Annotated in this window: 10 protein-coding genes; all 10 read right to left on the bottom strand. The window is 37.2% G+C overall.

Annotation, left to right across the window (positions count from 1 at the left end; all coding sequences use genetic code 11):
- Positions 1-225: 225 nt before the first annotated feature.
- The 10 genes from MUA88_RS02325 to MUA88_RS02280 all read right to left on the bottom strand — a co-directional run bounded on the left by MUA88_RS02325 (position 226) and on the right by MUA88_RS02280 (position 12,670).
- Entirely contained in the window at positions 226-489 is a 264-nt protein-coding gene (locus tag MUA88_RS02325) for a hypothetical protein (RefSeq protein ID WP_262605712.1), read from the bottom strand.
- A gap of 87 nt (positions 490-576) precedes the next feature.
- Positions 577-3,420, bottom strand: a complete 2,844-nt coding sequence (gene uvrA, locus MUA88_RS02320) for an excinuclease ABC subunit UvrA (RefSeq protein WP_262604548.1) — start codon at positions 3,418-3,420, stop codon at positions 577-579.
- Between the two features lie 5 nt (positions 3,421-3,425).
- The gene (gene uvrB, locus MUA88_RS02315; protein WP_262604547.1) at positions 3,426-5,408 is read right to left on the bottom strand and encodes an excinuclease ABC subunit UvrB; all 1,983 of its coding nucleotides are present in this window, start codon (positions 5,406-5,408) and stop codon (positions 3,426-3,428) included.
- A gap of 218 nt (positions 5,409-5,626) precedes the next feature.
- Entirely contained in the window at positions 5,627-5,869 is a 243-nt protein-coding gene (locus MUA88_RS02310) for a CsbA family protein (protein WP_262605090.1), read from the bottom strand.
- 5 nt (positions 5,870-5,874) lie between these two features.
- Positions 5,875-6,516, bottom strand: a complete 642-nt coding sequence (locus MUA88_RS02305) for a YfbR-like 5'-deoxynucleotidase (protein ID WP_262605089.1) — start codon at positions 6,514-6,516, stop codon at positions 5,875-5,877.
- Between the two features lie 99 nt (positions 6,517-6,615).
- Positions 6,616-7,383, bottom strand: a complete 768-nt coding sequence (locus tag MUA88_RS02300; protein ID WP_262604546.1) for a CHAP domain-containing protein — start codon at positions 7,381-7,383, stop codon at positions 6,616-6,618.
- Positions 7,384-7,566: 183 nt separating this feature from the next.
- A protein-coding gene (gene prfB / locus MUA88_RS02295; RefSeq protein ID WP_262604545.1) for a peptide chain release factor 2 occupies positions 7,567-8,689 on the bottom strand; the annotation gives its coding sequence in 2 pieces (ribosomal slippage) (positions 7,567-8,616 and positions 8,618-8,689; 1,122 coding nt in all).
- Between the two features lie 34 nt (positions 8,690-8,723).
- Positions 8,724-11,252 carry a preprotein translocase subunit SecA gene (secA, locus tag MUA88_RS02290; protein ID WP_262605711.1) on the bottom strand — a complete coding sequence of 843 codons (2,529 nt, stop codon included), beginning with the start codon at positions 11,250-11,252 and terminating at the stop codon, positions 8,724-8,726.
- A 235-nt stretch (positions 11,253-11,487) separates the two neighbouring features.
- Positions 11,488-12,045: a ribosome hibernation-promoting factor, HPF/YfiA family gene (hpf, locus tag MUA88_RS02285; protein ID WP_262604543.1), complete on the bottom strand. Its 558-nt coding sequence runs from the start codon at positions 12,043-12,045 to the stop codon at positions 11,488-11,490.
- Between the two features lie 64 nt (positions 12,046-12,109).
- Complete coding sequence (locus MUA88_RS02280; RefSeq protein WP_262605710.1) at positions 12,110-12,670, bottom strand: ComF family protein; 561 nt, start codon at positions 12,668-12,670, stop codon at positions 12,110-12,112.
- Between the last annotated feature and the right edge of the window lie 82 nt (positions 12,671-12,752).

Raw genomic sequence — 12,752 nt, 5'->3', positions numbered from 1 at the left:
CACTCTATCATAACAAATTGTTAACAGAACTGGGAATTTAATTCTATTGGTCATAATAGTTTCATATTTTAAACATACAAGGTTATGAAAGGTGCGTTTTGAATTTGAGCAGAATCCCTTCAAATAAGAAAAGCCAAAGGAAATCCACTGTATTTCATGCTTTCTGATACAGTGAATCTTCCAATGGGCTTATCATAAAATCATTATTCTCGCAAATAACACACGCTATTTTTTCTTCAATTCCTCAGACAGCTGTTGTAATGTTTTTTCAAGTTGTTGAAATGGATTGGCTACATCGGTATTGTTTTCTTTTGCTTTTTTCAACTGTTCGTCTGCAGTTTCTACACCTTTACGTACTGTATCTGTCACATTTTGAACCGCTTCACGTATAAAATCTTCCACTTTTACCTCTACTTGTTCAGCAGTTTGTTCTTGTGTTTGTGTAGTAGTGTTCGCTTTTGCTTGTGTCGCTGTACGCTCTTGCTTCATTGCATCCAATAGTAATGTTGCGTCATCAACACTAATCTTACCATCTGCTAAAAGTTCTAATACTTTTACTTTTGCTGTATCGATAGACTATTCCTCCATTCGTAATCGATCTCGTTCTAAAATAAGTTTTAAATATTTACCTGTATACGATTGTTCATTATCTGCAATTTCTTCTGGTGTACCTGTCGCAATAATTGTACCGCCACCATCGCCACCTTCAGGGCCTAAATCAATTAAGTGGTCAGCCGTTTTTATCACATCTAGGTTATGTTCAATGATAACAACTGTGTCACCATTTTCCACTAATTTGTTTAAGACTTTGAGCAATCGTTGTATATCATCTACATGCAAACCTGTTGTTGGCTCATCAAGAATATAGATAGAACGGCCTGTGGAACGCTTATGCAGTTCAGAGGCCAGTTTCACACGTTGCGCTTCTCCGCCCGATAATGTTGTCGCTGGTTGTCCAAGGGTAATATACCCTAATCCAACATCTACTAATGTTTGTAATTTGCGTTTAATCTTAGGAATGTTTTCAAAGAACTGTGTTGCATCTTCTACTGTCATGGCAAGAACATCAGCAATACTTTTTCCTTTATATGTCACTTCAAGTGTTTCTCGATTATAACGCTTTCCTTCACAGACTTCACATGGCACATAAACATCTGGTAAGAAGTGCATCTCAATCTTGATAATACCATCACCTTTACATGCTTCACAACGTCCACCTTTAACGTTAAAGCTAAAACGTCCTTTTTGATAACCACGAACTTTCGCTTCATTTGTTGAGGCAAAAACATCTCGAATGTCATCAAATACACCGGTATATGTTGCCGGGTTGGAACGTGGTGTACGTCCAATTGGCGATTGGTCGATATCAATAATTTTATCTATTTCTTCCATACCTGTGATTTCATCATGATCACCAGGACGTACTTTAGACTTATTGATTGCCTTTGCTAATGATTTGTATAGGACTTCATTAACAAGTGAACTTTTTCCTGATCCAGAGACACCTGTAACGACATTCATCACTGACAGTGGAAAATCTACATTAACATTTTTTAAATTATTGCTACGTGCACCTTTAACAGAGATTTTACGATCTGTGATTTCACGGCGATGTTCGGGTAGTGGGATAAACTTGGCACCACTTAAATATTGCCCTGTCAGTGACTTTTTATTTTTCATCACTTGTTTTGGTGTACCACTTGCAACGACAGCACCACCATGAACACCCGCACCTGGTCCAATATCAACAAGATAATCCGCTTCGTACATCGTGTCTTCATCATGTTCTACCACAATCAGTGTATTACCTAAATCACGCATTTCTTTTAATGTTTCAATCAAGCGATCGTTGTCGCGTTGATGTAATCCGATAGATGGTTCATCTAATACGTACAAGACGCCAGATAAGCGTGAGCCGATTTGTGTGGCCAGACGGATACGCTGTGCTTCCCCACCTGATAACGTCCCTGAAGCACGGTCTAATGTTAAATAATCTAGACCAACATTATTTAAAAATGTTAATCGAGCTGTGATCTCTTTTAGAATGAGGCGGGCAATTTGTGCATCTTGCTCAGAGAGTTCGATATTTTCATAGTAATCAAGTGCTTCTCGAATAGATTGTGAGACCACTTCTCCAATATTTTTGCCTGCAACATAAACAGAAAGTGCCTCTTTACTTAAACGTTGGCCATGACATGTTTCGCATGGTTGTTCCGCTAAGTATTTACGCATCATTTCACGTGTATATTCAGATGGTGACTCATTAAAACGACGCTCGATATTTGGTACCACACCTTCAAATGGCATCGTACGTTTGCGTTTTTCTCCAGAGCGTGAGTTAAAAGTAAATGTAATTTCTTTATCACCTGAACCATAAAGAATGATGTTCTGCTGACGCTCGGTTAACTTACCGAATGGTTTGTCCATATTGATTTTATACACTTCACATACACGTTTTAATAATGTTGGATAAAAGTCTGAACTTTTTGGCTCCCATGGTAAGATGGCACCCTCTGCTAATGTTTTTGTACGATCCGGAATGGCAAGATCTACATCAACCGTTAATTTTTGGCCTAGTCCATCACATGTTGGACATGCACCAAATGGACTGTTAAAACTGAACATTCTCGGTTCTAACTCACCGATTGTAAAGCCACATATTGGACATGCATGCTTTTCTGAGAATTCCAGTGCCTCTCCACCAATGACATCAACGACGAGACGTCCTTCAGCCAATTCAAGGACGGTTTCTATTGAGTCAGCTAAACGTGTTTCAATACCAGGTTTCACAACAAGACGGTCTACGACAATTTCAATTGTATGATTTTTGTTTTTATCCAAAGCAGGCACATCTGTAATATCCATGATGTCACCATTTAAACGCACACGCACATATCCTTTTTTACTAATATCTGCTAATAACTTCTCGTGTGACCCTTTTCGATGATTGACGACAGGTGCCAACAGTTGAATTTTTGTACGCTCTTCTAATTCCATAATACGATCTGCCATCTGTTGCACAGTTTGTGATTCAATCTCAATACCATGTTCCGGACAAATCGGCTTACCAATACGTGCGTACAGTAAACGGATATAATCATAAATCTCAGTAACTGTTGCCACTGTAGATCGCGGATTTTTACTTGTTGTTTTTTGATCAATAGAAATCGCTGGTGATAGCCCTTCGATTGTATCAACATCAGGCTTATCCATTTGTCCTAAGAATTGACGTGCGTAAGCACTTAAAGACTCTACATAGCGTCTTTGTCCCTCTGCATATATCGTATCAAATGCGAGTGATGACTTACCTGACCCTGATAATCCTGTCATCACAATAAACTTATCTTTAGGCAGTTCTATATCCACATTTTTTAAATTATGGGCACGTGCCCCTTTCACTACTATTGATGGTCCTTTCATGTACGTCACCCTTCTGATTTAAGTTCAAATAATAAATCTCTCAATTCGGTTGCCTTCTCGAAATCTAACGCCTTCGCTGCTTCTTTCATTTGTTTTTCGATATTTTGAATTGTTTTTTGACGTTCTTTCTTCGTCATTTTCTTCGGTACTTCTTTGCGATCTGCTTCGTTTGTTTCTTCCGTTTCCACAGTCGCACTAATCACATCATGAATTTTCTTATTAATTGTTTGAGGTGTAATACCGTGTTTCTCATTATATGCCATTTGAATTTCGCGTCGTCGTTCCGTTTCATCAATTGCCACACGCATTGAATCAGTAATCTTATCTGCATACATGATCACTTCACCTTTATCGTTACGTGCTGCACGGCCAATTGTCTGGATAAGCGAACGTTCCGAACGTAGAAAACCTTCTTTATCTGCATCTAAAATAACAACGAGCGATACTTCCGGAATGTCGATTCCTTCACGTAATAAGTTAATACCGATTAAAACATCGAACGTTCCCATACGTAGATCACGAATGATTTCAATACGTTCTAACGTCTTAATCTCAGAATGTAAATAATTTACCTTCACGCCCGCTTCTTTTAAGTACGTCGTTAAATCTTCACTCATTTTTTTCGTTAACGTTGTAATTAATACACGTTCATTGCGTTCTACACGTGTTTGGATTTCACTTAATAAGTCATCAATTTGATTTTTAGATGGACGCACATCGATTTTTGGATCTAATAGACCCGTTGGACGAATAATTTGTTCAACCATCTCATCTGTATGTTCCATCTCGTATGGACCTGGTGTGGCAGATACATAAACTAACTGATGTGCCTTTTCTTCAAATTCTTCAAACATCAATGGTCGGTTATCAAGTGCACTTGGCAAACGGAAACCGTGTTCAACAAGTACGTTTTTACGTGCTTTATCCCCATTATACATACCTCGAATCTGAGGTAATGTCACATGAGATTCATCAATCATAATCAACCAATCGTCTCCAAAGTAGTCCAGTAACGTATAAGGCGTTGAACCAAGTGGACGTAATGTTAAATGTACAGAGTAGTTCTCGATACCTGAACAGAATCCCATTTCACGCATCATTTCAAGATCGTAGTTTGTACGTTGTTCTAGACGTTGTGCTTCTAAGAGTTTATTTTCACTACGCAATTTTTCAAGTTGTTCTGCGAGTTCTTTTTCAATTCGGCCAATGGCAACTTTCATTTTCTCTTCACGTGTTACGAAGTGAGAGGCTGGGAAGAGCGCGAAATGTTCACGTTCACGCAATACTTCACCCGTTAAATAATTAATTTCACTCACACGATCAATCTCATCGCCAAAGAATTCAACACGAATACAAAGTTCATCACGTGAGGCTGGGAAAATTTCTACCACGTCACCACGTACACGGAATGTCCCACGTTGAAAGTCGATATCATTGCGTGTGTATTGTACATCGACTAACTTGCGCAACAGTTCACTACGATCCATTTCCATACCCGAACGAATACTTACAACCAAATCTTTGTATTCTTCTGGGTTACCCAAGCCATAAATACAACTCACACTGGCAATAATGATGACATCGTCACGTTCGAATAATGCACTTGTCGCTGAGTGACGTAGTTGGTCGATCTCATCGTTAATTGATGCATCTTTTTCTATAAATGTATCTGTTGATGGTACATACGCTTCTGGTTGATAGTAATCATAGTAACTAACAAAATATTCGACTCTATTTTCAGGAAAGAACTCCTTAAATTCACTGTATAATTGCCCTGCAAGCGTCTTATTGTGCGCAATAATCAGTGTGGGCTTACCTGCACGCTTAATCACATTACTCATCGTAAACGTTTTACCTGTTCCTGTAGCCCCTAATAACGTCTGATGGCGCTTACCCTCTTGAATTCCTTGAACTAACTCATCAATCGCACGCGGCTGGTCACCTTGTGGGTCAAACTTAGATACCACTTTAAAGTCATGATGCTCCATGCACACTCGTCTCCTCATCACATAATTATATGGCTATTTTACCAAATCTTAAGATAAAAATACAAACATCTGTTCGTTTTTGACTTTCCAATGCTCTATACCCTTTTATTCTTAAAAATCAAACACGATTAAGCCCTCCATAATTCAACGCTTAAAACAAAACATAAAAAACCACTTAAAACCTTATTTTCTCAGTTTCAAGTGGTATATAGTTTCTCTTATTCATATCCTTTAAAATCATCATGACGATGAATTTGCAATGTATCCACAATGATATACCCTGCCAATATTGATACGACATCTATAAAAATAATCCATTCATTGTGGAAAAAGCCTTTATAAACTGACGTGCCAATGATAACAAGTGTCACGCATGTACCAATCCATTTGCTACGTGTGATGGCACTCAGTACCACGACCAATACACATGGAAAAAAAGCGGCTAACGCATACCATATCACTTTGATCACTGCTTTCTATTATTTAATATATGCATAGTCGTTTCACGCAATTCTGTGCGCGGAATAAATTTTTCTGTTAGCATCTCTGGAATAATGTTATCAATAAAATCTTGTACTGAATGTAAATGATCAAATTGCATAATCGTTTCTAAACTCATTTCATAGATTTCAAAAAAGAGTGGCTCTGGGTTACGCTTTTGAATCTCACCAAATGTTTCATACAATAAATCAATTTTATCAGCGACAGATAAAATTTGGCCCTCTAACGAATCGTCTTTCCCTTCTTGTAAACGTTGACGGTAGATGTCTTGATAATCCTCGGGTATTTCTTCAGAGATGAACGTATCAACCATTTCTTCTTCCACCTGTGAAAAGAGTCTTTTTAGCTCACTACTTGCATATTTTACAGGTGTTTTAATATCACCTGTAAATACTTCAGCAAAGTCATGATTTAATGCTTTTTCATACAAACTCTTCCAGTCTACTTCCTTGCCATAATGTTCTTCTACTGTTCCCAGATATTGTGCAATTTTAGTCACTTTAAAGGAGTGTGCGGCAACATTATGCTCAAAGTATTTGAACTTTCCAGGTAAACGAATGAGTTTTTCTAAATCTGATAGTCTTTTAAAATATTGATGAACACCCATGATTAATGTTCCCTCCTTGTTACGCATCTTTATAGTTTATGATACTATAACACACTTTCTTACTTTTACGCACTTCAATTTCTGGAAGTAACAGGAAAGTTAATAAATATATTGGTAGTCATCAGAGTAGGGTATGACGCGATGGCTGATTATCCCTTGGCCTTTCCAATTCATTTCGGAAATATGAATTTTATTCTGATCACACGCTTCAACAATCGCAACATGCCCATAAGTACCTTGTTGTGATACAAGTATGGCATTGACACGTGGATACTTGGATATAGTGTAACCTTCTTGTTGCGCATGGAATAACCAAAATTTTGCATGCCCCCAATTTCTTGAGATAGGAAGATGTCGTTTAACACGTTGTTCATAAATATAAGCAGTACATTGTCCAGGTGTGTATGCGTTCTTAATAGATGCATTGTGTAAAGTTTGGGGATTCACTCGTTTTGTTAATAGATAAGGCAATGATTGAGGAGGAAATAATTGAAAGATACTCGGTAATTCCAAGTGTGCCATTCCCTTCTCTGAAACAGCAATATATTGGCTGTCATTTTGAAATGGAAAAGGATTATATTTTTTTATTTTATGAAAATCAATTTTTTGTTGCGTTAAAAATTGCGCTAATGATTGGTCTTTAGGTTTCATGAGGATATGTTCGCTAGGTAATTTAATTGTTTGGTTTTCTTTAAAATATAGTGGCGTTTTTACAAGATGGTTAAGCTGTCTAATACGATCTGTTGTTGTCGCAAACTTTTGAGCTAACTGTTCAATCGTTATATTCTTAGTTAATTGTACTTGTTGTGTTGAAGAAAAAGGGGTTGATATCAAAGTAGCAACGATGAGCACATTGGATAGTCGCATGATTGTCATCTCCTTAAAAATTGTGGAGATAGTATATCATGCTTACATTCAAAAATGAGACACCCTCTTGATTTGTGACACAAATGAAATAACATACCATTATTTTAAAAATCGAAAAAATAGATGTATAAACGATTTAAAAAAGCCTCCACATAAAATATGTGAAGACTCATTGTTCATTTATTACATTGTCTGAGACTGATCGTTCATTTGACTGCGTAGATAAGCATCAATAAACATACTTATATCGCCATCCATTACTGCATTGACATTTCCAGTCTCTACATTTGTTCGATGATCTTTCACCATTGAATATGGGTGGAAGACATATGAACGAATTTGACTGCCCCAACCAATTTCTTTTTGTTCACCACGAATTGCTGCAAGTTCTTGTGCTTTTTGTTCCAATTCAAGTTGATACAATTTGGCCTTCAGCATTTTCATTGCCGCTTCACGGTTTTTGATTTGTGAACGCTCATTTTGGTTGTTCACAACGATCCCTGTTGGATGGTGCGTAATACGGATAGCAGATTCTGTTTTGTTAATGTGCTGTCCGCCGGCACCTGATGCACGGAATGTATCAACTGTAATATCATCTGGATTCACTTCGATTTCAATCTTTTCATTGTTGAACTCTGGAATGACATCACATGATGCAAAAGAAGTATGTCTACGTCCCGATGAATCAAAAGGTGAAATGCGGACAAGACGATGTACGCCTTTTTCTGCTTTCAGATAGCCATAAGCGTTATGACCTTTGATGACAAGCGTAACACTTTTGACCCCCGCTTCATCACCCGCTTGATAATCGACCACTTCAACCTTAAATCCTTGTTGTTCACAAAAACGTTGATACATACGCAACAACATATTTGTCCAGTCTTGTGATTCCGTACCACCTGCGCCTGGATGTAATTCTAAAATCGCATTATTGGCATCATGTTCACCGTTCAACAATAACTGTAATTCAAAGCGATCTAACTTAGGTGCATAATCATTCACCGTTTCTTCAAGATCTGTTTTGATATCTTCATCAAACTCTTCTTGCAATAACTCGTGTGTCGCATCCATTTCTTCTATATCAGAAGCAATCTCATAATACGTATTCACAATTGCCTTTAACGCATTATTTTGATCAATGACTTCTTGCGCACGTTGTTGGTCATCCCAAAACGTAGGTTCTGCCATCATCTCTTCAAATTCTTGAATATTTGTCTCTTTGTTTTCTAAGTCAAAGAGACCCCCTAAGTTGTTCTAACTTTGATGCATAGTCATCAATATGACGTTTGATTTCAGATAGTTCCATACACTATCGCTCCTTTACATCTACTACACGTTATCTATTTCCCATGACAGTTTTTATATTTTTTACCACTGCCACATGGACATGGATCATTACGTCCAACGTCATCTTTTTTAACGATTGGCTGAGCTTTTACTTTCTCTTTTCCATCGTTTGCTGAAAGATGTTGACCTTCTAACTCTTTTGTTTTTTCACGTTGCACATCATCCTCAACTGAAACGATTGATTTCAATACAAATTTACTTACGTCTTCTTCAATACTTTGCATCATATTATCAAATAATTGGTGACCTTCATTTTGATAGTCGCGCAATGGATTTTGTTGTCCATATGAACGTAAATGAATCCCTTGTCGTAATTGATCCATTGTATCGATATGTGAAGTCCAATGATTATCAATTGTGCGTAACAGAATCATACGTTCAAATTCTGGCATTTGTTCTCCAAGAACTTCTTTTTGTTTCTTATAAACCTGTTCGACTTTTTTCCAAATAATTTCATAAATATCTTCACGGTCTTTTCCGTTAATTTCAGAAACTTCAAGTTCCCCTTCATGTAAGAACACATCTTCTACATAGTGAATTAGTGGTTCATAGTCTGGGTTTTCTTCATCTTCGTTAACAAAGTATGAAATGGTACGATCAAGTGCTGTTTTGATCATCGCAATCACTAATGCAGAGCTTTCAGGCTCATCGATAATCTTATTGCGTTCTTCATACATGATTTCACGTTGTTTTCTAAGCACTTCATCATATTCTAAAATACGTTTACGCGAATCAAAGTTGTTCCCTTCCACACGTTTTTGTGCTGACTCCACTGCACGAGAAACCATCTTAGATTCAATTGGTGTTGTATCATCCATACCAAGACGATTCATCATGTTTTGCATACGTTCAGAACCGAAACGGACCATCAAATCATCTTCTAATGATAAGTAGAAACGACTGTCACCTTTATCACCTTGACGACCTGAACGACCACGTAATTGATCATCGATACGACGTGATTCATGTCGCTCTGTACCGATAACAGCTAAACCGCCTAAGTCTTCTACGCCTTCACCAAGTTTAATATCCGTACCACGACCAGCCATGTTTGTCGCAATCGTTACAGCACCTTTTTGTCCTGCACCAGCAACGATTTCCGCTTCTTTCTCATGGTTTTTCGCATTTAAGACAGTATGACGGATACCGTGTTTTTTCAATAACTCAGAAATATATTCTGAAGTTTCTACTGCCACTGTACCAAGTAATACTGGCTGTCCTTTACGGTGTTTTTCAATCACTTCTTCTACTACCGCTTGGAACTTACCTTTTTGACTAATATAGATTAAGTCACTGCGGTCAATACGTTGTACCGGACGGTTTGTAGGGATTTGTGTCACGGTCATATTATAAATATTACGGAACTCTTCTTCTTCCGTTTTAGCTGTACCTGTCATTCCTGCTAATTTGTGATACATTCTGAAGTAGTTTTGGAATGTGATAGATGCCATTGTTTTTGATTCATTTTGAACTTTTACGCCTTCTTTAGCCTCGATTGCTTGGTGTAAACCTTCAGAGAAACGACGTCCAGGCATACTACGACCTGTAAATTGGTCGACAATTAAAATTTCGCCTTCTGATACCATGTAATCCACATCGCGTTGCATTGTATAGTTTGCACGTAATGCAAGGTTAATATGATGAATGATATCTACGTATTTCAGGTCATACAAGTTGTCGATTTTGAAGAAACGCTCTGCCTTATCAATCCCTTGTTCAGTCAACTGAATATTACGTGTTTGTACATCATAATTATAGTCTTCTTCACCTTTTAACATCTTCGCAAAGACATTGGCTTGTGTGTACATTGATGTTGATTTTTCAGCTTCACCAGAAATAATTAATGGTGTACGCGCTTCATCGATTAAGATAGAGTCGACCTCATCAATAATCGCAAAGTGCATTGGGCGCATAACACGGTCTTCTTTGTAGTTCACCATGTTGTCACGTAAATAGTCGAAACCTAATTCGTTATTTGTACTATACGTAATATCTTGCGCATATGCTTCACGCTTCGCTGTCGTATTGAGACTATTTAAGTTAAGACCTACCGTTAAACCTAAGAAGTTATACAGTTCTCTCATTTCTTCACATTGTACAGAAGATAAGTATTCGTTGACTGTGATAACGTGTACCCCTCTACCTGTTAAGGCATTTAAATATGTCGGCATTGTCGCTGTGAGGGTTTTCCCTTCACCAGTTCTCATCTCAGCAATATCACCACCATGAATGGCGATACCACCCATGATTTGTACTTTATATGGTGACATGTTAAACACACGTTTTGCTGCTTCACGTACTAATGCAAAAGCTTCTGGTAGAATTTCATCTAATTTGTTATTTTGTTTTTTAATATCATCTATTGCTTGTACTTCTTCTTGGAATGTTTTTGTTTTCTGTCTAATTTCATCATCTGTTAAGATTGCCATATCTTCTTCTAAAGCAATCACTTTATCAGCAATTTTACTTAAACGTTTGACTTCTCTTTTATTACCGTCAACCCATTTGGATAAAATACCCATTTTGTTCGCTCCTTTAGCTTAAAACTCTGTCGCTTACAACAACTCATCATAACATTATTTAGTATACTTTTATATCAATATACCTTTACGAAATATCATTATACCATGATATGTACTTTTACAACATGTAGACCCCTTTAGCTTTTTGATTATGACCCATTAAAAGGTAAAAAGCCAAGGTACGGTACGCACCTTGACTTTTTCTTCTACAATACGCATGTTTACGATTGTTTAATTATTCAGTTTCAATTAAACCATATTTACCGTTTTTACGACGATATACAATGCTTGTTCCGTCTGTATCACGATCATTGAATACGAAGAAGTCATGACCTAAAAGATTCATTTGTAAAACAGCTTCTTCTGGATCCATTGGTTTTAAGTGGAATGTCTTAGAACGAATAATTTCGATATCAGATTCTGTTGCTTCTTCTACTTCTGGTTGCGTTGGTTGTGCATCTACGAAGATATCTTCTTCGCTACCGCGGTCACGGTGTTTACGATTGACACGTGTTTTATATTTGCGCACTTGACGCTCAAGTTTACTTGTAATTAAGTCAACGCCAGCATATAAATCATCATGACGCTCTTCCGCACGGAGTGTTACATTTTTAAGTGGTATAGTGACTTCAATCTTAGTACCATTATTTTGATACGTTTTCACTTTTACATGTGCTGTTGCATTCGGTACATTTGTGAAGTAACGTTCTAATTTACCGATTTTCTCCTCAATGTAATCTCTCATAGCATCTGTGATTGTGAGGTTGTCCCCATGAATTTCAAATTTAATCATAGTGCTCGCTCCTTTCAACCTCTTGTTGTATTATCTTTCTTACTTATATTTTAACATGTTTACGCTAACGTGCAAACGTTAACATATCTAATTTTCTGACTTTTGTTGAAAATAGCTTTATACCGGCGTTATGAGCAGTTTTACCCGTTGTGTAAATATCATCTACAAGTAAGATACGTTTGTTTTCGAGCTTTTTTTCATCGGTCACTTCTATAGGATTTTGTATACGAAAGCGTTCTTTTTTAGTTAAATCAAATTGTTTTTGTCGATTTTCCATCGTCAGAACATCATCAAATTGGATCCATTTTGACTGTAATACATATTTTACTGGGTTAAATGTTCTCAAGTCATCGTTCAAAGGGGATGATGGCATCGGAATCACGATATCATAAGTTGCTTTTGGCCATACAACATAGCGCGCAAGTACTTCTCCAAGTGCAACATCCTGCATGAATTTATATTGTTGTATGATATCTTTCATCAAACCTTCATATCTATACGATGCAAAAATATGATTAAAACGTACATCTGTATATTCAAGATGCTCGCAAGTCATACATCTGCCATCTACTAAAAACCCCTTACAATATCGACAAGAAATATCATGTTCAATTTGACATGCCATAAGTTGACTCCGACAATGCGCACACAATAAATGTGGTGACTCAAATAAATTGCTGAATGATAGTGTCTCAGAAAAATGACTT

The sequence above is a fragment of the Staphylococcus sp. IVB6240 genome, assembly GCF_025558425.1.
Lineage (GTDB): Bacteria > Bacillota > Bacilli > Staphylococcales > Staphylococcaceae > Staphylococcus.
This window is presented reverse-complemented; position numbering and strand designations above follow the sequence as displayed.

What these genes read in the sequence shown, in the direction of transcription:
- MUA88_RS02280 (WP_262605710.1), bottom strand. Translation starts at nt 12,670, where the DNA reads ATGGCATGTCAAATTGAACATGATATTTCTTGTCGATATTGTAAGGGG.
- secA (WP_262605711.1), bottom strand. Translation starts at nt 11,252, where the DNA reads ATGGGTATTTTATCCAAATGGGTTGACGGTAATAAAAGAGAAGTCAAA.
- uvrB (WP_262604547.1), bottom strand. Translation starts at nt 5,408, where the DNA reads ATGGAGCATCATGACTTTAAAGTGGTATCTAAGTTTGACCCACAAGGT.
- hpf (WP_262604543.1), bottom strand. Translation starts at nt 12,045, where the DNA reads ATGATTAAATTTGAAATTCATGGGGACAACCTCACAATCACAGATGCT.
- MUA88_RS02300 (WP_262604546.1), bottom strand. Translation starts at nt 7,383, where the DNA reads ATGCGACTATCCAATGTGCTCATCGTTGCTACTTTGATATCAACCCCT.
- MUA88_RS02305 (WP_262605089.1), bottom strand. Translation starts at nt 6,516, where the DNA reads ATGGGTGTTCATCAATATTTTAAAAGACTATCAGATTTAGAAAAACTC.
- MUA88_RS02325 (WP_262605712.1), bottom strand. Translation starts at nt 489, where the DNA reads ATGAAGCAAGAGCGTACAGCGACACAAGCAAAAGCGAACACTACTACA.
- uvrA (WP_262604548.1), bottom strand. Translation starts at nt 3,420, where the DNA reads ATGAAAGGACCATCAATAGTAGTGAAAGGGGCACGTGCCCATAATTTA.